Below are 20,530 nucleotides of genomic sequence, written 5' to 3'. Positions count from 1 at the left end.
GTCTGACCATGTCGCCCAGTTCGGCAAGGCTATTGAGCACTCCCATCACTCCAGGGCGAGTATCCTCCCCGTCGGCAGCGAGGTCTGGCCATAACGAAACCAGCTTACGCCGCACCATACCGGTGAGGCGAACCGAGGCAGCAGCCTCCCACGCTCCCTGTCCGCCTACAGGGACAGTGCAGAGATGTGATACCGCCCGCAGGCATTCCGACACTGCAGATATCCGAAGGCATTCCCCGGCCGACCTGCAGCGTATCCCCGCCGCGACGACCCTACGTGCTTCCTCCAAGGAAGCCGCCTGCCACTCCATCGTCACTCCCTCAAACTGTCACGTCTGCTCGCCGTTCGGCCAACTCACGTTCAGCGATTTGAATGATCTCCTTAACAGGACCGCCAGTGGCCCTAGCCCATGGAGCGGCCCATGAGACCAGCAGCGAATGGAGATCATCCTCCGCTTTTCCGCCTGGCATCGCCCTAAGAGTCGTGTAAGCGCGGCTAGACACGCGCCGCCATAAGCTGCCGCCTTCAAAGTCTGCTTCCTTCAGGAGCTCGCCCAACTGGCTCGTCACTGGAGTCGTCTCGCTAGTTTCAAGGCCATCGACCTGCGGCCAGGCTTCTTTCGCGAGTCGGCCATACCTCAACTGCGGTAGCTTGGCGGAAATTCCGCGCATCGGAAGAGTGTCCGTATCAAACACGGGCCCCAACTCAGCAAGAGTGCTTCCATCAGGGAACGCGGCCGGCCCCTGCGCCCAAGAAGCAATTAGGGCAAAGCTTCCGTAACTAGACCCGGTGAACTGCCGTCGCACGACAATATCCCGAACCGCAGCACCGTAGACCTCAAAAGCCGAGAGGTTCGCCCCCTTCAGAAGCAGGCAGCTTGACGATTCTGCGACGATCTCGACACAGTCGGACGCAGCCTCATCGGATATAAGTCCGACCGGCACTCGCCATTCATGGAAAATCGGCCCGCCGATAGCTGCGGCCACAGAATCAGCTACCAAGTCAGCGAGCGAACCCGAGAACTGCACCATTTGGCCTGCGACGAGAGCAGCTACTGTCTGGCGGGCAGTGGCGGTTGCCGCTCCTCTCGCAATGCCGGTCGCCTGAAGATTCGAAGCGACTAGGTCACAGGCGTTTTGGATAGAAAGTATGTCGACGAACGCTCCCTCCGGCTTGTTCTCAAGCAACCTAACCCGTTGCCTTGTTCCCGATTCCACACCACTTCCCACCAAGATGCTTTCAAGGGCAGCGACTCGTCCCAAAAGTACGCCAACGGACTCAGTTGTCCCTGCCCGATCGGCTTCGCCTGCTGAAAGACCTTCGACAGCCACCTTCAGCGCTGCTGCATCAGTTGCGACCTCATCCCACCTGTCTCCACGCACCTCAAGCGCCCGCACGCATTTCTCAAGGGCATCGGTCCTGATGTCGACGGCGGTGGCGGCGTCAGCGCTCTTCTTACCGGCAGCGCTTAGCGAATCGATAACTTTTTCAGTCGTTTCGGAGCGTGCGAACACCGCATCCAGTGCAATCCGCAACGCGGACACTGCATCGGAGTTCTGACTAACGTTCTTGGCGACGTCCTCCATACCTCTGGCAAGGGAAACCGAGACCACTTCAAGCTGTCCAATCCGTTTGGCCTCATCCGCAGCAGCAGCCCCAGCAACTGCAAAGCGTTGCTCCATCTCTTCAAAATAGGCCGGTAGGCTGTCGATCATCTGATCGCGTGCCAGAGTTGAGGCCGAGCGGAAGCAAGCAAGTGCCATCGCGACATCCGGATGGTTTGGAAAACAGCTGAAAATGAATAATCGCTCTACGTCCTCCCTAGCAGCGCCCGGGAAACGTTCAGCGAGTTCCCTCAAGAAGGAGGGGCCGGAGTCGGGGGTATGCTCGGAGTAGTCGCCTTGTGGAACAGATTCACCCAGCCGGCCCCTAACCCAGGCCTCCCAAAGCTGGGTGAAAATGCTCCAGTCAAATGCCTCTTTGGGGCTTGTTTGCGGGTGGATCAGATGTCCTATTAGGCGCTTCTGTCTCTCTTTGAACTCGGGCAGCGTGCCTGGCCTGAATCCCTGGACGCTAGGCAAGCGGTCATAGATTGTCCTGCGCAAGCCGTGGGGAATCTCCTCAATGAATTCGACTACCGCGGCTTGCCCCAATGCAGAGATTCGCTGTTTTGCCTCCTGGCTGTATTGGTAACTCATGGTGAGGCACCTTCTCCCAAACGTTTAATTTCGAAGCCGCAGGCAAGGACCTCCTTTACCAGCGAACGATAATGCGGGATGAGCGACGCTTCGGGCCTCACAGTAGCCAAGGCCCCAACTAGCGTGTTGTCGTCCGCATGTACTGCTGTTGGCGAAGCAATTCGCAGTTGAAGCATGAAACTAAGCAGCCTTGATCGCAGGGCCGGGGTGAGTTCCCTACTACCGCGGCCCACTGAGGTACGTGTCCAAGTGCCGGCGACGCGCAGTCGTCCAAAGCCACCGAATTCAATCTCCACGTGACATGCAGGATCGGCCAAGGCCGAAGTCATTTTCGTCAGAACATCGGCTGATGGGAGACGCGTATGACGGCTGTGAGGGGGGGAATCACTCCCAGAGGAAATTGCAGTCACAAGGCGCCCGGTCGGTCCATCTATGCGGAGAATTCCCACCGCGCCAGGAGGCATCGACAGGTAGTCCGGCCCCCTCCCATGCGCCCGGGCCTCAGCGGCCACATCTGTACACCTGCGTTGATGCAGAGGAACAACATGGCAAACTCCCGTTGGTGTGGTGAACGCCAGTTCGACAGACGGATGCCTCGGAGAGCGCTCTTGGTTAAGAGTGAAGGAGACGAACTCTTCAATCCCTGGGGTGTTCGCATCTGACACTTTGACGGTCTGCGTGCCGTCAGGCCGAAGGGCAAAAAATGCTGGCGAACGTTCCAAGCCTTGGGCGGAATGCTTTGAGGACCCACTTTGAACTTGCATTGTCGGACCTTGGTCCGACTGTTCCAATGGCATCATCTTCGCAGCTAGCAAGAGCATGCCTGTCCTGACACTCTCAATCACGTTGACGCTTGCTTTCCTAGTGAAGAATGGCCAAACAGCAATGATTGCGGGTACGGGCGGTGCTATTGGCAGCCCGGTGAATGCACGCAACCAATCGGTGCATTCTGGGGATAGCTCATCGGGAATTGTAACTAGGGCTAGATTCCATCCTTGCCGTCCAGGAAACCTATCGATCACCAACTCATCGGGAAAATCTGGCTCAGCAGGCTCCCGCCACAGCAGGGCAAAGGTTTCAGAAACTCTTAGTTCCTGTGTTCGGGGGAATCCTTTTGGCTCGCTTCGGCCCGATGCGGTGAAGGCGGCAGCACCTACGGCAGGTAACCCCTGACATTCCCTATCCAAACTAAGGAAAAACGAAGAGTCGGGCTTTCCGCTAATTTCAACTATGCAGTAGGGGGTCGTAGAAAGTTCGGCGGTCACACGGCGGCGATTCTGCATACCACGCATATTCAACGTCTGGATTCTTCCACCCACGTCAAGTGAGAGCGTGGCCGGACATTCGCGACATGGGGGAAGCACCAGTTCGAGCGACCAACCAGCGCGATCGTCCCCGATCCGAGGAATCACCAAACGGAGCTCCATCCTCCGCTTTTCCATCGTCGCAGAGGCTTGTCCATGGACATACTGCCCATGGAGGCCCGGAACGAAGATCTCGCACTCAGGCGATCCCATACCAGGCCAGTGGGCGAAGTGTGGCCTCCTTCTCACACCGGAGCGGTGAAGAACCCTCGCCTTGCAGACTGGGCATACATAAAACCAGGAGAACGATACTTTCGCCGCCGATTCCAATCTGCCAGTAATCTCATTGAAGGCGTACTCCATCCCCCATCTCCCTGTGCCCCGTGCCCTTAAAGTCGGCCGGCCTTCCTATGAATCTCTGCTTTCTCGAGCTGTGCACGTAGATTTCGAGCTTGATTCCCATACATGTCAACAAGGTCGCTGGAAGTCCAATCACGATACTCGGGTCTACGCCTTGAGCGAGGTATCATCCACCGACTCACCGCTTGCTCGGCAATTTCCTTTGCAGACAGGAGCGAAGTAAGGTCGGGTTGGCCTTTTCCCGTCTGCAGAATTTCGGTCGCATTACTGGCGAGCTGGCAGATAAAAACTTCGCGCTGGATACCGTGCCGCATAAGATTTTGTTTGAAACCGAGTGCAGATAATGCGGCCTTCATCGTTCGCAAACGCCAGTTTGGCCCCTGACCGAAAGCATGCTGGTCCGCATAGGTATGATCGTTATCGCGTAAGTAGTCACGGAGCTCCGCAAACAACTGATCTGGAATGTGAAAATGCCCCCAGCCGTTCGTGTATCCGATGGGTTCTAAATATTTTATTCCGTCAAGCCTCAGTCGATTATAAACCGATGACCTTCCCATTGATGATGATGTTGTTATTGCAAGAAGTCGTGCTTTTTTCACTTCCCCGGATATGACGCCTGTCGTACCTCCGTAAGCCCTAGAAAAATCGTCATAAATATCACGACTGCGCAACAAGCACGCTATAAGCTTGCCACCGAGAAGCGTATTGTACGGAGGGATCGCTCCCAATACATAAGCGTCCATCAAGTTTACGAGGCGCGCACTCCTGTCATGAATGTCCCAATCAATGAATCTGTCCCTTACAGCGAGATTAAAGACAGGGTCACCAATGGCAATGAGCCCCATTAGCTTCCCATTATTTTCATCCCAGACAAGGTATCGGAGACGCCTACCGAATCCGTTTGAGACGGGAACAGACCACGATAGCGAAGCAAGTCTGAAGAGCTCTCCTTGCTGCGTTTCCGATGAAACACGCTCAAGGACCGGCGAGATTTTCTCTGGATCAATATCTTTGCCGGATGCAAAGAATTGCATCAGTTTTCGGCCAGTTAGTGAGACAAATTTTTCATTGGCCGAGAGCCTCTCTTCTCGTTGCGCACTGTGGAGCGAGCGGATCGCTTCCTTGGTGTTTCCTGGAGCTTGTAATGTTCCCTCTTCAGATTTAGTGAAGCCAAGGGAGTGCAGATGTTCCCGCAATTTGCTCTTTAGATTATCCTCGCGCGGGTCAACACTAATAACTGCTGTATCGCCATTTGGCATTTTTCGTCTTGCATCCCACTCAAAATTTTTCCAATTTGAACTTTGCTCGGAGCATGCGCCATTAGAGCCTCCAGATGACGGTCGCTGCAAGGGCGACGGTGGCGATCAGGTTGAAGACGGACCAATTCCTCCGACGAACTCTACGGTCGAGCTCGGGCGGAACGCCCACGCCTCCAGGAGCCGTAGCCTCGTCTTTGCCCGCTGGTATGGCGTAGCCGTCGACTCCATCACCTATATCGAGCGCATCCTTGCGGGCTAGGAGGGCGCCGTCACGACCAACGGAGAAGGACCCGAGGGTTCTGCTGGGGCACAAGAACGGCAGCATCACCAGTCACTACTCGGCTGCATAGCTAGGAAAACTGTGAATCGCCCCTAGTTTTGTGGACACCTCCAAGCCTCTTGGTTGGGCACGCACAAACGCTTCTGGGCTCGAATCACTCCACTGATCAGCTTGACCACAGCAAGTGACGAACAATCCAACTACGCCACAGTAGGTTGCCATCATGAAACCCGCAGGCTAGAGTGCGCCCGTCGTGGTAAATCCCACGGCCGGGCGTGACAACCCGAACTCAACCAAGGGCGTGGTAGCGAGTAGTTGCGCGACTGGTACACAAGTACCGTGTTGCTGCAACTTTATGGCTGACCGCGCGGGGCGGGCATTTGCCCGGCCGGTTGCCTTGGTTACCGGATTGTCACCCCCGCGCGGTCCGCCACCCATCACCGCGTGACAACGGCGGGTGTCGGCTCCTTAATCCAACCAAGGAGCATAAGGAAAATGCGCTACCTCCTTTTTACCCGAGAGCTCCGCCTTGGGATTTTGGTCTTGTTCACCTCTGTTCCGGAGGTGCGCCATGGCTGAGTTCGAAACCTGCGTTGTTCCCTTCCCACGGCGGCCAAGTCCGCTGCATGAATCCGAGCGCTCTCCCCTCCCCGTCGAGGCTGCTGCCGAATTGCGTGCAACTATGCTCGGTAATCTGCTTGATCAAATGGCCGGGCCGGATGGATTCCAGCCGGAAAACCTGCGTTTAAGGGTCGCGGCCTACTCGGCCCAAGATCTGCTTGACGAGATGGTTGTGCTGTTCCGTCGTGCACTGTCCGAAGCACGAGGAGGTGCCAAGTGAGCAAGGGCATCATGACTTGGCTTCCACCTCACGATGGCCATCCAGGTATGGAAATCATTTGGGCTGCGGATTGTCGGCAGGCATTCAATCAAGGTGTGGGGCTGGCCCAGACCTGGCTCGACAACGCCCGAAGCGGCTGGCTTTGGGCGATCATGATTGCCGAGCGTGATCTTCTCCCCTGTGCAATGGAAAGGCGTGCTTTCGAGGTCGGTTTCCTGAGCCGAATTCAGCAGCGGTTGAGTTCGCTGCAGTGCAATGAGCAACGAACCAGGGATCTGGCTTTGACGCTGTAGGCAAGAAGCTCGAGTCGGTTAAGCCGGCTCGAGCTTTCTGCTTAGCAATGGGCTTTCTTGAGAGACGCGCACTTCATCTCCGGCCCCTTGGGCCTGCGCGCTTCGCTTGCCATCCGTGCCACATGAAAGTTCGGAGGGCGGTCTTGCTGTTTCCCTTCACCCTATCACGGCGTTCTCGCCGTCAAGGGCTGCGCGTGCAGAGCACGCTTGCGGCCAGGCCGGCTTTCGCCCCCTGACTGCTGCGCTGCGCCGTGCTGCTCCGGGTTCGGGCAATTCCGCCCGAGTAACCGGAGAACGACTATGTCGCAACCTGTCCATGCTAGCGCCGCTACCCTGCTCGTGCGTGACGACCAAGGATGCTATCTGCCGGCATCTGCCGATCAGATCCTAGAAGCCGCGCGCCAGGCCATCGATTGCAAGCTGCAGCGTGGTGCCAGCTTCACGTCGCCGGATGTGGTCAAGGACTACCTTCGCGCCAAGTTGGCGGGCTACGAGCGCGAGGTGTTCGCGGTGTTGTTCCTGGACGCCAAGCATCGACTGATCCAGTACGTCGAGTTGTTCCAGGGCACCATCGACAGCACAGCGGTGTATCCACGTGAGGTCGTCAAGGAAGCTCTGCGTCTGAATGCAGCCGCGGCGATCATCGCTCACAACCACCCCAGCGGTAATCCGGAGCCCAGCGAAGCAGACAAGTCGATTACCCGGCGCATCAAGGAAGCACTGGCCCTGGTGGACGTGCGCACGTTGGATCACATCATCATCGCTGGAACCCGGTCAGCGTCCTTCGCGGAGCATGGGCTCATTTGAGCCAAGGGGGCCTGGCCCCCTTTTTTGCAAGATGCGAATCAGTTGATGGCTTCGGGCACGGCTTCTTCGAGTGCGGCCAGGCTCACGCTCCAGTGGCCACCGTCTTCTTGTACGAGCTGCAGCAAGTCGTAGGTCTTGATCATGTCGAGCAGGCCTGAGTGACCGAATGCGCTGGGTGAAAATGCAGGATCAGTTCGTTTCAGGTATTGCCCCAGAGCACTCAGGGTGACCTTGCCCTCGCTGGTTCTGGCGGCGAGCAGGGACACTGCATCTACAACGAACCTTGGTCTGCGCTTGACGGCAGGCTTGGCGGACTCAGGCTTGGCAGGTTCGATCTTCAGGTTGGCGTCCGGCTTGGCGGAAGGTTTCTCGCTCTGTTCAGCAACTTCCTCGGCGTGTTCGTCTCGGCTCCACTCGAAGAACTGGTCGCTGGCATTGCGCAGCGCGGCGGGCGTCTTGGACTCTCCGACGATGCAGACCGTGGCACCCCGTTCACGAAGCTTGCGGCAGAGGTAGGCAAAGTCCGAGTCGCTAGTGACCAGGCAGAATGTGTCGACTCGATGATCGAAGAGCGCTTCCAGCGCATCCAGCGCCAATGCGATATCGGACGTATTCTTGCCCGCTGCATACTGGTACTGAAGACATGGCGTGAAGGCCAAGCGCACCAATGCCTCCTGCCATTTGTTGGCCAGCGTTCCGTGGTTGCCATAGCCCCTACGAAGCACCACACGCCCGAATTGCGCAACGACACGCAGCGCGTGTTCCAGAATCTCGGGAGAGACGTTGTCGCAATCAACCAGGACCGCGACTCGTGTTTCTCCAGCGGGAGTGAATACGCCCATCCCTGCTCCTCTTGCTGTCTATCCGTTTCTAGGATTTGTGATTGTTGAGAAGTACCCAGGCCATTCCTGGCCATCCTCATCTCAACTGAGTATGCCCAATGGCGGGAGTAGTAGGTACAACCAGACATCTCTTGAGCAGCAAGCTTGCCATTGAGCCGAATGGCAAGCTGCATCGGATCGATGTGGCCATACACCACAAGGTGGTGACGCATTTCCTCTCCCAGAGCAGGGGTTCTTGCCCCCTCAAAATCAAGAAAAATAGACGGTTTCCACTCGGCCGCTGCGCGGGGTGGAGCCTCCGCGATTTTTCCTGATTTTTTCACGACCGCCTTAGTCGCCCTAGTCGGCAGGGGTTCATGCGCAGCGCTAGCGCAGAACTCTGAAGACGAAGGAGCGAAAGCCATGAGCGAACAAATCAGGATCTACGTTGCCGACCTGGCCGCCTACAACGCCGGTCATCTGCACGGTGTCTGGATCGATGCGACTCTGGACATGGACGACATCCAGACGAAGGTCAATGCGATGCTGGCAGCCTCGCCGGTGGAGGGCGCGGAGGAGTACGCCATCCACGACTTCGAGGGCTTCGACGGCTACCGCCTCAGCGAATACGAAGGGTTGCAAGCCGCCCACGAGATCGCTTGTTTCATTGAGGAGTATCTCGACTTTGGCGGCGTCCTGCTCTCCCATTTCAACGATCTGGAGCAGGCGCGCAAGGCCGCCGAGGAGGACTACTGCGGCTGCCATGCCTCGCTGGCCGACTACGCTCAGCAACTGACCGAGGAAACCACCAGCATTCCGCAGCACCTGGCCCCCTACATCGACTACCGGGCCATGGCCCGCGATATGGAGTACAGCGGCGACCTGTTCACCCTGGAAACCGGCTTCGAGCAGGTGCACGTGTTCTGGAATCGCTAGACCAGCGGAAGGCACCGGGGCGACCCGGTGCCTTGTTTTTTTGCGCCCCTGTCCTGTCGGCCACCCGCGCGCCCCACCCCGGCAGGCTGATGCCCGGGCGCGCGCACCCAGCGACCAGCCTGGAGCAACGCGTTATGCCACCTGCTGATTGAGACCGTTGTGGTCTTACGTTTTTGCTCAAATCCGTAGATCCGTACCCACGGTTTTACGGATCTGTGGGGAAACGGATTTACGCTTTTACGGATTTACGGAAATCCGCCAATGCGGTTTTCAGGTTTTGCAGAATGCCGTAGATCCGCAGATCCGTAATGCTGCGCGCTCGAATCCTTGCCTGCCTGTTTATCGCCGAGCGTCGCCCGCCTGGATGGATGGGCGTGCCTGGTCAGCGCCAAGACCGTTCGGGTATCAATTCGCGCGTCTCTCGCCTTCACATTCGCCCGGACCCAACCCGGCATGATCGAGCGCGACCGCTGCCGCACGGTGCACCTCCCACATCAACGGAGGACACAGCATGTCGTACTCACCCGATCTCACTCATCACCGGCGCCGCATCGACCTGGACTCCCCGCTGCACCGCAAAGCCGGGCCAACGACACACGCAATGAGGCCCACAACTGGGCCTGCTGAGGCGCAATCCTCACAAGTCTCCCCTCCCCCTCGCTACCTCACCAACAACGAGGCAGCGGCCTTCCTGCGGCTTTCTCCACGCACGCTGGAGAAGCAGCGGGTGATCGGCGGCGGGCCGCGCTTTCACAAGTTCGGTCGCCGGGTGATGTATGCCCTGACCGATCTCGAAGCCTGGGCCAGTGAGCGCAGTTTCGAGACCACCTTCGATCCCGAGTACCTCGACCGCCACCCGGGAGCTGCGCGTGATGACCAGTGAAGCCCTTGCCCATGAATCGTGGCGTGCTCGATCAACCGGCACAGAGCGAGCAACTGGATCTGTTCCGCGCCCTGCCGGGCGACTTGGCGCCGCGCGATGCCCAGGACCTGATGGCGCATCCGTTTTTCTCGCTGGCCAAGTCGCGGCGTACCGTCCCGATCGATTTCCGCTCCGGCGGCGTGACGGTGCGTGTGGAGGGCACGCTAGAGCACGGCATTGCCACGATCTGGGATGCCGACATCCTGATCTGGGCGGCCAGCCAGATCGTCGAGGCACGCGATGCGGGCATTCCGACCTCGCGGCTGATGCGCGCGACGCCCTACCAGATCCTGCGCTTCATCGGCCGCGGGACGTCGCTGCGCGACTACCAGCGCCTCAAGGCGGCCCTGGATCGGTTGCAATCGACCAGCGTCGCCACCTCGCTCCGCGAGACCACCGGCCGGCGCCTGCATCGCTTTTCCTGGATCAACGAGTGGAAGGAGTTGGCCGCTCCCGATTGTCGGCCGCTGGGCATCGAGCTGATCCTGCCGGACTGGTTCTACAGCGGGGTGCTCGACCAGGCCCTGGTGCTGACCATCGACCCGGCCTACTTCCGCCTCACCGGCGGCATCGAACGCTGGCTGTACCGCCTGGTGCGCAAGCACGGCGGCAAACAGGAGGACGGCTGGCAGTTCGACTTTCGCCACCTGTACCGCAAGTCGGGGAGTACCGCGCGCTATTCGGACTTCGCCAAGGACCTGCGCACCCTGGTCACTCGCCAATCGCTACCGGGGTACCACCTGGACATCGTCCGGATGCCGCCTTCGATCGAGTTGCTCGCCTTTCGGCCCGTGCCGTAGACGGCACGGGGATAACCTGCGGAAAAGCTGTGAATTCACTCGTGCTATCAGGCGCAACCGGGCTCGTGCTATCAGGCGCACGACTATCGTGCTATCAGGCGCACAAACTGCTCTGCAAGCCACGGCTGGCGGGGCCTCCAGCCTCCCTTAACTTTACTAACTTAAGAGCTCTAACTTGTTATTGGGCCAGCGCTCATCTGTGGACAGGCGTTGATCAGGGCTTCTTGGCTGGGGAGATCCGGCCATGATCATCGCCCTGCTCAACCAAAAAGGCGGGGTCGGCAAGACCACCCTGGCCACCCACATCGCCGGCGAACTGGCCCTGCGCGGGCTGAACGTGATCCTGCTCGATGCCGACCCACAAGGCTCCGCCCTGGACTGGACTCAGCGACGCAGCCAGCAGGGTTTGCCCAGGCTATTCAGCGCGGTTGGCCTGGCACGCGAGACGCTGCACCAGGAAGCCCCGGAGCTGGCCCGACGCGCCGACCATGTGATCATCGACGGCCCTCCCCGCATCGCCGCCCTCGCCCGCTCGGCGCTGCTGGCGGCCGATCGTGTGTTGATCCCGGTGCAGCCCAGTCCCTATGACCTCTGGGCGAGCGCCGAGATGGTCAACCTGATCCGCGAGGCGCAGGTGTTCCGCCCTACCCTGCGAGCGGCATTCGCCATCAACCGACGCATCAGTACCACGGTAATTGGCCGGGAAGCCCGCGGCGCCCTGGCCGACCAGCCACTGCCCGCCCTGCAGGCCGAGGTGCGCCAGCGCATCGTCTTCGCCGAGAGCGTGGCAGCCGGTCGCCTGGCACGCGAACTGGCGCCGGACAGCGCCGCCGCACGCGAGGTCAGCAGCCTGGTGGATGAGTTGTTGAGGTGGTCGCCATGAGCAGCAAGCGCATCGGTATCGGTGCACGCCCGCTGGCCGATCCACTGGCCGAGGCCTGGATACGCCAAGGAGCAGCCATCGACCACGGCAAGGTCGAGCGCTATACGGCACGGCTGACGCTGGACGTGACGCCGGCGCTGCGCACGCGCATCAAGCGGGCGGCCTTCGACCGCGGCGTGACCATGGCGGAGATGCTGCGCGAGGTGCTGGAGCAGCAGTTTCCGGAGGTCACGCCATGACAGCGGGTACTCGCGGTGCGTGGCGGCCACTGGCACTGGCTGCTGGCAGCCTGATCCTCCTGGGATGGGCAGCGTGCGCGACGACGCCGCCACTGCTCGTCTACAACGCGTCCGACAGCGTGCCCATCGGTTGGTACCGCATCGAGCCTGCCCGCTCGATTTCAGTTGGCAACCTGGTGCTGCTCCACCTGCCGCCCGGGGTCATGAGCCTGGCGGCACGACGGGGCTACCTGCCGGCGAACGTGCCGCTACTGAAAACCGTGGCGGCCAGGGCACCGCAGCAGGTGTGCGTGCAGGGCAATCAGGTGCGCATCGATGGCGTCCTTGTAGCCAGGCGCTTGAGGTGGGATCGACAGGGGCGCGCGCTACCCGCCTGGCACGGGTGTCAGCGCCTGGCGGGCGATGAGCTGTTCCTGCTCAGCACCAACCCGGAGTCGTTCGACAGCCGCTACTTCGGGCCCGTCCCGGCCAGCACGGTGATCGGTCGGGCGCAGCCGTTGTGGATGGAGTCGCGTCGATGAGCGGGTCGTTCCCATGTCGACCCGACCGCAGATGGTGTGTGCTCGGGGTGCGCAGTCGAGCGCCGCCATTGTGCGGTTGCTCATGCCCTCGCCTGCCCGTTCAGGCCTGCGCTGAGGCCCGGTCTGTCCTACCTGATCACTGACTCCAGGAGCACCAAGGCCGGGAAAAAGCGGAGGGCAAGATAAAAGGGGGCGGCACTTCGCTGGCCCGGAAAGCAGTCTGCACGGGGGTTGGCGGCGACACCGCGCCGGTGTCGCCAGGTGCCGAAATCGTGTTTTCCCTGCAGAAGCACCGGCTAGAAAGCGTGCCTGATACGCCGTACTGCGATCAACCTGGAGGAGTCCGAACATGAGCAAGGGAGGCCATCCCGACGACGAATCGCGCTTTCGCCCGCAGCCGGGCAAGCAGCAGCAACGCGGCCAAGCCTTCGTCAACCAGGTGCTGCGCCAGTCCAACAAGGCGGGCATCGGCAAGCCGCGCAAAGCTGGCCAGCAGCCCGGCGCACGGCTCGGTCGCGGCCATGTCGCCGCACGTTTCAGCAGGCAGCAGCAATCAGCCAACGCCCGTCGGGTCACCATCAAGACGCGCCTGGTGAACCTGCGTCAGGCCGGCAAGCGCTCGACCCACAGCCACTTGCGCTACATCGAGCGCGACGGCGTGAGTCGTGAGGGGGAGCCGGGCAAGGCCTACGGCCCGCTGAGCGACCAGGCCGACGTGGAAGCCTTCGAGGCGCGCGGCCGGGAAGACCGACACCAGTTCCGCTTCATCGTCTCGCCCGAGGATGCCGAGCAACTGGATGACCTGCGGACCTACACCCGCCACCTGATGAGCCGGATGGAGGCCGACCTGGGCACGCGTCTCGACTGGGTGGCAGTCGATCACTGGAACACCGATAACCCACACACGCACATCGTCCTGCGGGGCAAGGACGACACCGGCAAGGACCTGGTCATTGCCCGCGACTACATCGCCGAGGGCATGCGTAATCGCGCTGCGGAACTGGCCACCGAGTGGCTCGGCCCACGCACCGAACTGGAGATCCAGCGCAGCCTGCAGCGCGAGGTGCAACAGGAACGCTGGACCAGCCTGGACCGCACCCTCCTGCGCGAACGCGAGGCAGGCGTGCTGCACGTGAAAACCCTTGCCCACCATCCACGTCGACAGCTGCTGATCGGTCGCCTGCAACACCTTCAGCGGCAGGGCCTGGCTCGCGAAAGTCAGCCCGGGCAATGGGTCATGCGCGACGACACCGAGGCAACGTTGCGCGCCTTGGGTGAGCGCGGCGATATCCTGCGCACCCTGCAACGCGCCATGGGTGGTATGCAGCGGGACCTGGCGGTCTTTGAGCCAGGTGGCGGCAGCCCAGCTGTGGTCGGCCGGGTAGTGGCCAAGGGGCTGGCTGATGAACTGCGCGACCGCGGCTACCTGGTGGTGGATGGACTCGACGGCAAGGCCCATTACCTGGCGCTGCCGGCCGGCTCGGAGCTGGCCGACTACCCCATCGGCGCCGTTGTGGAGGCGCGCACGATGAGCGAGCCTCGTGCGGTGGATCGCTCGCTTGTTGCGCTGGCCGTAGACGGCGTATATCGCACCGACCATCACCTCATCCTGGCCACGTCCCGGAGCGGCCAGCAGGAGCCTCCCGAGGCTCAGGTCGAACGCCATGTACGCCGCCTGGAAGCCCTGCGTCGCGCCGGTATCGTGGAGCGGTTGGAGGACGGCGTCTGGCGGGTCCCCGCCGACTTGCCGGAACGGGGCCGGCAGCATGACACCCAGCGCCGTGGCGATCTGGTCATCGAGTTGCGCACACCGCTCTCGGTGGAACGGCAGGTCCGTGCCATCGGTGCAACCTGGCTGGATCAGCAGTTGATTGGGGGCAATCAGGGGCTGGCAGATACTGGTTTCGGCCGGCAGGTCCGCGAAGCGCTCAGACAACGTGCTGATGTCCTGGTGGAACAGGGCCTGGCCGAACGCCAGGGGCAGCGCGTCGTGCTCGCTCGCAACCTGCTGGGCACCCTGCGTGAGCGCGAGCTATCGGTTACAGCCCAGGAGATCGCAGCACAGACATGCCTGCAGTACCGTCCAACCGCTGACGGTGAGCGTGTCAGCGGGATCTATCGGCGTGCCGTGCAACTGGCCAGCGGGCGCTTCGCGATGCTCGATGATGGCGTGGGCTTCAGCCTGGTGCCCTGGAAGCCGGTAATCGAGCCCCGGCTTGGGCAGCACCTCTCTGCCGTGGTCCGGGGCAACAGCGTGTCCTGGCAATTGGGGCGTCATCGTGGTCCGGCGATTGACTGAGCGACCGCCACGCTAAGCCAGCGTCGGCTCCTGCTGCAGCCATTGCTCGAAGGAGCGGCTCTCCGGCTGGCCCTCCTTGGCTGCGTAGTAGACTAGGCGCAGGTGGCGATCCTCGTCGATGGTCAGCGTGGTGTGTTCGAACACCATCGGGCCGATCGGCTCGATATGCAGGTGACGAATGCCCTGGCAGGGACCATGGATGTCCTGCTGGCGCCATCCGGCCTTGAAGTCGGGCGAGGCCTTCTCCAGGTCCTTCACCAAGGCGGCAATCTCCGGGTCCTGGGTAGCCCGTACGAAGTCGCGCCGAAAGCTGGAGAGGATCTGCAACGCCTGCTCCTCCCAGGGGTTGAACAACACGCGCATGGCGGGGCTGGTGAACAGCATCCACAACAGGTTGCGGCGATCCGCCGGCAGTGCGGAGAAACCGAAGACCCGGTCCGCGGCGGCATTCCAGGCCAGCACATCCCAACGCAGGTTGAGCACATAGGCCGGGCGCATCGGGATGTCCGCCATCAAACGATGGATCAGCGGCGGGACCACGCACCAGGTGCGTCCGGGCTCCGGCGGCAGGCGCTGATGGGCCAGCAGGAACAGGTGACGGCGCTCGGTGGCATCCAGCTTGAGCGTCCGCGAGAGGTTATCGAGAAAGGTCGCGGACACGCTGATGTCCCGCCCTTGTTCCAGCCAGGTGTACCAGGACAACCCCACCCCCGCCAACGCGGCGACCTCCTCGCGACGCAGGCCCGGTGTGCGCCTTCGGCTGCCAGCGGGCAATCCCACCTCTTCCGGCGAAATGCGTTCGCGGCGACTACGCAGGAACTCGGCCAGCTCTGCCCGAGTGCGTTCGAGTGTGCGAGGTGCGCTCATCCGATTACCTCCAGTAACAGCATAAACAGTCAAATTGTAACCCCCATAAATCGCGAGAAGAATACCCCGGCCCTGCCGCAAACGCGCGTGCCAGGGCACTTGCTTGATGAGGAAGCACACATCGACGTGTCATCAATTTGCTAAGGAGACAAAGGGATGTACCAAGCACTTCTTCGCGAACAACTGGAGACATTGAAGTCCTCCAACCAGTACCGCACCTTCACCACCCTCAGCCGCATCTGCGGCCAGTACCCCCTGGCCAGACTGGAAGGCCACGACCAGGAGCCAGTGGTCGTCTGGTGCAGCAATGATTACCTCGGCATGTCGCAGCACCCGGTCGTTCGGCAACGGATGCACGAAGCGCTGGAAACCTACGGCGCCGGCTCGGGCGGTTCGCGCAATATCGGCGGCTCGCACGAAGTGTATGCCCGCCTGGAGGCCAGCCTGGCCGACTGGCACGGCAAGGAAGCGGCGTTGGTGTTCCCCACCGGCTTCGGTTCCAACGACGCGACCATCCAGTGCCTGCTGAGGCGCCTCCCCGACTGCGTGGTGATCAGCGACGAACTCAACCACGCGTCGATCGTCAACGGCATCCGCTCGACACCCAACCCGCGGCAGATCTTCCGTCACAACGACGTCGAGCACCTGGAGCGGATCCTCGCTGGCTATCCGCTGGACCACCCCAAGATCGTGGTGTTCGAGTCGGTCTACTCCATGGATGGCGACATTGCGCCCATCGCCGAGATCGTCACGGTCGCCAAGCGCTACAACGCCCTCACCTACCTCGACGAGGTCCATGCCGTGGGCATGTACGGCCCACGCGGCGCGGGCATTGCCGCCGAGCTTGGCCTGGCCGATGAGGTGGACATCATCCAGGGCACCATGGCCAAGGCCATCGGCGTGATCGGCGGCTACATCGCCTCGACCCAGGTGATCGTCGACGCAGTGCGTTCCTTTGCCACCGGCTTCATCTTCACCACCTCGCTGCCCCCAGCCGTCACCGCCGGCTGCCTGGCCAGCGTCGAGCACCTGAAAGCCAGCAGCGGCGAACGCGATCGCCTGCATGCGCAGACGGCCAAGTTACGCGAACGTCTCAGGCATTACGACGTTCCAGTCATGCCCTGTTCGCAGACGCACGTGCTGCCGGTGCTGGTGGGTGAGGTGAATCGCTGCAAGGCCGCTGCCCAACGCTTGCTGCATACCCACCGGGTGTACCTGCAGCCGATCAACTACCCGTCGGTGCCGGTGGGCACCGAACGTTTCCGGGTCAACGCCACGCCGAACCACAGCGATGCGCAGATCGAGCATCTGGCGTCGTCGCTGCGCGAGACCTTCGAGCACTTCTCGATTCCGCTGGCCTCCCAGGCATTCAGCGCGGAGGTGGCTTGAGATGGAGCACGTCTTCTTCACCGTGCGCGCGGCGACGCTGGCTGACCTGGACAGCCTGGTTGAGCTGCGCGCCTACCTGCTGGATGGCACCACCGCCCGCTATTCGAGCAAGACGCCGGAGGAAGCGGCGAGCTGGCGGACGGCCTATCGCAGTTGGCTGGGCAGCCGCCTGGACAAGAGCGACTGCGTGCAGATCCTCGCCGCCGAGCACAAGGAATCCGGCCAGGTGCTGGGTTGCGCGACGGCCATCATCGACCAGCGTGCGCCGGCACCGGGCTGTCTTAACGGCCTGTCCGGCTGGGTGCAGTCGGTGGTGGTGGAGCCGCAATGGCGTAATCGCGGTATCGCCCGCCAGCTGATGCAGCACCTGCTGCGCTGGTTCGCCAACCGCGGCGTCGACCACGTGGTCCTGCAAAGCACCGAATCCGCCGGCACCGTGTACCAGGCCCTGGGATTCACGGTCAGCGACGAGCGCCTGCTGATTCGCCAGGAGGCCTCGGCATGAAGATCCTGATCATCGGCCTGGGCTACGCCGGCAATCGTTACCGCCGCACCTTCGAACACATCGCCACCAGCACGGGTATGCCGCTGTCGTTGGCCTATGTCGGCCGCCGGCAGCGGTCCACCGAGCTGCCCTACTTCGACAGCGTCGGCCGGGCGCTGGAGCAGTTCACCCCAGACATCGTCGTCGTCAGCGTCAACGACCACAGCCATGCGACCGTGCTCAGGCAACTGGCCGGCTATCGGGGCTTCGTGATCTGCGAGAAGCCCCTGGTCACTCCGCAAGACGAACTGGCCGAGCTCTCAGCTGCGCTGAAGTACGTCAGCGGTTTCGCGCTGGACCTGGTGGAACGCTACTCGGAGGCCACCCGGCAACTGCGTGAGTGGGTCGAGCGGCATGATTGGCAACTGGTGCGCGCCAATTTCCATTGGGGCAAGGATCGCATCAACGACTACCGCCCCACCTGTGGCGTAACCAGCGAGGTGATCCATGCCCTGGATCTCGTCGGCTGGATCTATCCCCGTGCGGGCCAACTCAAGCTGCATGGCGTACTCGGTGTGCGCTCGGACTTCTCGATCTCCGGCGAAGCCGTGCTCGACACCGTGCAGCTCACCGCCAGCCTGGGTGATGCGCCGGTCACCGGCTACAGCAGCTTCGTCAACATCGTCCGCCAGCGCACGGTGGACTTCAGTTTCGTTGACCGCGACGCCCGACTGATCCATGCGCGCCTGGTGTTCGACACTCCGCGCTGGGACCACGACCAACTGAGGGTCTGGACGCGCGGGGCCAACGGTGCCGAGGAACTGCTGCACGAGTTCGCGACGACCCCCGACATACCGGGGCTGGAAACCCTGCACAAGCTGTCACGGCTGTGCCGGCAGGCGGTACGTGCAGTCGCACTCAAGGAAGCGCCACGCGAGCCATTCGCGGGCCTGGATACGGCCATGGCCCTGCAATGCCTGCTCAACGAACTCGACACCCGAGCCCAAACCCCGGCGCCAGCACACTACGTCCATGGCGAGACGCGCGTGCTGCTGGCCGAGGACAGCGACCTGGAAAGCCTCGGATAACCCAGGTTCACAAGGAGAAGACTATGTGTGGAATCGCTGGATGGCTGTCCTACAGCCAGAACATGGACGCGCAACGTGACACCCTGCAGCGCATGACCGACACCATGGCCCTGCGCGGTCCCGATGCCGGCGGGCTGTGGATCGACGGGCCGGTCGGGCTGGGCCATCGCCGGCTGTCGATCATCGACCTCGAAGGCGGTCGTCAGCCAATGACGGCCATGCATGGCGGTCTGCGTGAGGTCGCCGCCATCACCTACAGCGGCGAGGTCTACAACTTCCGCGAACTGCGTACCGAACTGCAACGGCGCGGGCACCACTTCGAAACCCGCAGTGACACCGAGGTGGTGCTGCGTGCCTATGTGGAATGGGGCGAGGGCTTCGTCGAGCGCCTCAATGGCATGTATGCCTTCGCGATCTGGGACCTGCGCTCGCGGGAGCTGTTGCTGATCCGCGACCGCATGGGCGTCAAGCCGCTGTACTACTACCCCACCTCGGACGGCGTGGTGTTCGGCTCCGAGCCCAAGGCGCTGCTGGCCAATCCGCTGGTGCCACGCAAGGTGCGCGCCGATGGCTTGCGCGAGATCCTGGAGATGGTGAAGACGCCCGGCCATGCCGTATTCGCCGGCATGCGCGAGGTGATGCCGGGCGAGATCTTGCGGATCAATCGGCAAGGCCTCTTCCGCCGCCACTACTGGAAGCTGGAGGCGCGCGAGCACACCCACTCGCTGGACGAAACCATCCGCCATACCCGCGACCTGCTGGAGGACATCGTCGACCGCCAGATCGTCGCCGAAGTGCCGCTGTGCAGCCTGCTCTCCGGTGGCCTCGACTCCTCGATCATCACCGCACTGGCCTCGAAGAAGCTGCTGGCCGCCGGCAAGGAGAATATCCGCTCCTTCTCCGTCGACTTCGTCGACCACGGCAGGGGCTTCACCGGCGATGCGGTACGCGGCACCCCGGATGCGCCCTTCGTCCGCGACCTGGTGGAGAAGATCCGCTCCAGCCACCAGGAGATCGTTCTCGACAGCCGCGAGCTGGCTGATCCGGTGTTGCGCGCGCAGATCGTCCGAGCCCTCGACCTGCCACCGGCCTTCTGGGGCGACATGTGGCCATCGCTCTATCGCCTGTTCCAGGAGGTGCGCAAGCACTCAACGGTGGCGCTGTCCGGCGAGAGCGCGGACGAGGTGTTCGGTGGCTACCGCTGGTTCCACGACCCTGAGGCGATCCAGGCCGACACCTTCCCCTGGCTGACCTCTGTCACCGGCAAGTACTTCGACGGCAAGCCCCTGTTCGACCCGGGCCTGCTGGCTCAACTGGATATGCAGGGATTCCTGCACGACAGCTACGCCCAGGCCATCGCCGAGGCGCCGGTACTGCCGGGCGAAAGTGCGGTGGACCGGCGCATGCGGCAAATGAGCTACGTCAACCTGACGCGCTTCGTGCAGACCCTGCTGGATCGCAAGGACCGCATGAGCATGGCCGTGGGTCTCGAGGTACGGGTGCCCTTCTGCGACCACCGCCTGGTGGAGTACGCCTTCAACATCCCCTGGGCAATGAAGGCTTTCGACGGTCGGGAGAAAAGCATCCTGCGCGCGGCGACCCGCGACCTGCTGCCGGCGTCGATCAGCGAACGGGTCAAGAGCCCCTACCCGTCCACCCAGGATCCGGCCTACGAGCACGCACTGCGTGACGCCCTGGCCGCCATCCAGGCCGATCGCAACGCACCGGTGATGCCGCTGCTCGACAACGACCGCATCCAGCAAACCCTGGCCAGGCCGCTTGGCAGCGTCTCGCCCATGTACGAGCGCATGGGCATGGAGCTGGTGGTCGGCCTCAACACCTGGCTGGGCGAATACGACGTCAGCCTCGAACTCTAGTCCCCAACCGGATGCGGCCCCGGTTCGGGGCTGCATCCCTCGGTTCATCCACCCACGCAACT

19 protein-coding genes are annotated in these 20,530 nt (G+C 62.0%); 14 read left to right on the top strand and 5 right to left on the bottom strand.

Going from position 1 to position 20,530, the window contains the following annotated elements:
- Positions 1-320: 320 nt before the first annotated feature.
- Genes ACFW0B_RS15635 through ACFW0B_RS15630 form a run of 3 tightly spaced genes read right to left on the bottom strand, consistent with a single transcriptional unit; the run spans position 321 to position 5,121 of the window.
- Positions 321-2,198 (bottom strand): hypothetical protein, encoded by a 1,878-nt coding sequence (locus ACFW0B_RS15635; protein WP_449149642.1) that lies wholly within the window; start codon positions 2,196-2,198, stop codon positions 321-323.
- Complete coding sequence (locus ACFW0B_RS26005) at positions 2,195-3,865, bottom strand: competence protein CoiA family protein (RefSeq protein WP_459251715.1); 1,671 nt, start codon at positions 3,863-3,865, stop codon at positions 2,195-2,197. The genes ACFW0B_RS15635 and ACFW0B_RS26005 overlap by 4 nt, the downstream gene beginning before the upstream one ends.
- A 26-nt stretch (positions 3,866-3,891) precedes the next feature.
- Positions 3,892-5,121, bottom strand: a complete 1,230-nt coding sequence (locus ACFW0B_RS15630) for a Druantia anti-phage system protein DruA (RefSeq protein ID WP_449149640.1) — start codon at positions 5,119-5,121, stop codon at positions 3,892-3,894.
- 851 nt (positions 5,122-5,972) lie between these two features.
- Here ACFW0B_RS15630 and ACFW0B_RS15625 point away from each other — a divergent pair.
- From ACFW0B_RS15625 to radC, 3 genes are all read left to right on the top strand, one after another.
- Positions 5,973-6,242, top strand: coding sequence for a hypothetical protein (locus tag ACFW0B_RS15625; protein WP_449149638.1), 270 nt, complete (start codon positions 5,973-5,975; stop codon positions 6,240-6,242).
- Positions 6,239-6,535, top strand: coding sequence for a LasR-specific antiactivator QslA (locus ACFW0B_RS15620; RefSeq protein WP_449149636.1), 297 nt, complete (start codon positions 6,239-6,241; stop codon positions 6,533-6,535). Before ACFW0B_RS15625 ends, ACFW0B_RS15620 begins: the two co-directional genes overlap by 4 nt.
- Before the next feature lie 300 nt (positions 6,536-6,835).
- Positions 6,836-7,342: a RadC family protein gene (gene radC, locus ACFW0B_RS15615; RefSeq protein WP_449149634.1), complete on the top strand. Its 507-nt coding sequence runs from the start codon at positions 6,836-6,838 to the stop codon at positions 7,340-7,342.
- Between the two features lie 38 nt (positions 7,343-7,380).
- Here the strand turns inward: radC and ACFW0B_RS15610 are convergent, their stop codons facing one another.
- Positions 7,381-8,184 (bottom strand): NYN domain-containing protein, encoded by an 804-nt coding sequence (locus ACFW0B_RS15610; protein ID WP_449149632.1) that lies wholly within the window; start codon positions 8,182-8,184, stop codon positions 7,381-7,383.
- Between the two features lie 402 nt (positions 8,185-8,586).
- Here ACFW0B_RS15610 and ACFW0B_RS15605 point away from each other — a divergent pair, with 402 nt between their 5' ends.
- From ACFW0B_RS15605 to ACFW0B_RS15575, 7 genes are all read left to right on the top strand, one after another.
- A complete protein-coding gene (locus ACFW0B_RS15605; protein WP_449149630.1) occupies positions 8,587-9,099 on the top strand; it encodes an antirestriction protein ArdA in 513 nt (170 codons plus the stop codon).
- 601 nt (positions 9,100-9,700) lie between these two features.
- The gene (locus ACFW0B_RS15600) at positions 9,701-9,982 is read left to right on the top strand and encodes a helix-turn-helix transcriptional regulator (RefSeq protein WP_459251714.1); all 282 of its coding nucleotides are present in this window, start codon (positions 9,701-9,703) and stop codon (positions 9,980-9,982) included.
- 11 nt (positions 9,983-9,993) lie between these two features.
- The gene (locus tag ACFW0B_RS15595) at positions 9,994-10,821 is read left to right on the top strand and encodes a replication initiator protein A (protein ID WP_449149626.1); all 828 of its coding nucleotides are present in this window, start codon (positions 9,994-9,996) and stop codon (positions 10,819-10,821) included.
- A gap of 244 nt (positions 10,822-11,065) precedes the next feature.
- Entirely contained in the window at positions 11,066-11,704 is a 639-nt protein-coding gene (gene parA, locus ACFW0B_RS15590; protein WP_280284108.1) for a ParA family partition ATPase, read from the top strand.
- Positions 11,701-11,943 (top strand): hypothetical protein, encoded by a 243-nt coding sequence (locus tag ACFW0B_RS15585; protein WP_268132595.1) that lies wholly within the window; start codon positions 11,701-11,703, stop codon positions 11,941-11,943. The genes parA and ACFW0B_RS15585 overlap by 4 nt, the downstream gene beginning before the upstream one ends.
- Positions 11,940-12,464 (top strand): S26 family signal peptidase, encoded by a 525-nt coding sequence (locus ACFW0B_RS15580; RefSeq protein WP_449149623.1) that lies wholly within the window; start codon positions 11,940-11,942, stop codon positions 12,462-12,464. Before ACFW0B_RS15585 ends, ACFW0B_RS15580 begins: the two co-directional genes overlap by 4 nt.
- A 349-nt stretch (positions 12,465-12,813) precedes the next feature.
- The gene (locus ACFW0B_RS15575) at positions 12,814-14,763 is read left to right on the top strand and encodes a DUF3363 domain-containing protein (RefSeq protein ID WP_449149621.1); all 1,950 of its coding nucleotides are present in this window, start codon (positions 12,814-12,816) and stop codon (positions 14,761-14,763) included.
- A 12-nt stretch (positions 14,764-14,775) separates the two neighbouring features.
- Here the strand turns inward: ACFW0B_RS15575 and ACFW0B_RS15570 are convergent, their stop codons facing one another.
- Entirely contained in the window at positions 14,776-15,630 is an 855-nt protein-coding gene (locus ACFW0B_RS15570) for a helix-turn-helix transcriptional regulator (protein ID WP_036991901.1), read from the bottom strand.
- A gap of 156 nt (positions 15,631-15,786) precedes the next feature.
- Here ACFW0B_RS15570 and hemA point away from each other — a divergent pair, with 156 nt between their 5' ends.
- Genes hemA through asnB form a run of 4 tightly spaced genes read left to right on the top strand, consistent with a single transcriptional unit; the run spans position 15,787 to position 20,468 of the window.
- Positions 15,787-17,019, top strand: a complete 1,233-nt coding sequence (hemA, locus tag ACFW0B_RS15565) for a 5-aminolevulinate synthase (RefSeq protein WP_449149618.1) — start codon at positions 15,787-15,789, stop codon at positions 17,017-17,019.
- A 1-nt stretch (position 17,020) separates the two neighbouring features.
- Complete coding sequence (locus ACFW0B_RS15560) at positions 17,021-17,524, top strand: GNAT family N-acetyltransferase (protein WP_449149616.1); 504 nt, start codon at positions 17,021-17,023, stop codon at positions 17,522-17,524.
- Positions 17,521-18,591, top strand: a complete 1,071-nt coding sequence (locus ACFW0B_RS15555; RefSeq protein ID WP_449149614.1) for a Gfo/Idh/MocA family oxidoreductase — start codon at positions 17,521-17,523, stop codon at positions 18,589-18,591. Before ACFW0B_RS15560 ends, ACFW0B_RS15555 begins: the two co-directional genes overlap by 4 nt.
- A 23-nt stretch (positions 18,592-18,614) precedes the next feature.
- Complete coding sequence (gene asnB / locus ACFW0B_RS15550; RefSeq protein WP_449149612.1) at positions 18,615-20,468, top strand: asparagine synthase (glutamine-hydrolyzing); 1,854 nt, start codon at positions 18,615-18,617, stop codon at positions 20,466-20,468.
- The last annotated feature ends 62 nt before the right edge of the window (positions 20,469-20,530 follow it).

Source organism: Metapseudomonas phytobenefica, assembly GCF_043392685.1.
In the GTDB taxonomy this organism is placed as follows: Bacteria; Pseudomonadota; Gammaproteobacteria; order Pseudomonadales; family Pseudomonadaceae; genus Metapseudomonas.
The sequence above is the reverse complement of the archived record's forward strand: the minus strand, read 5'-3'. Positions and strand labels throughout refer to the sequence as shown.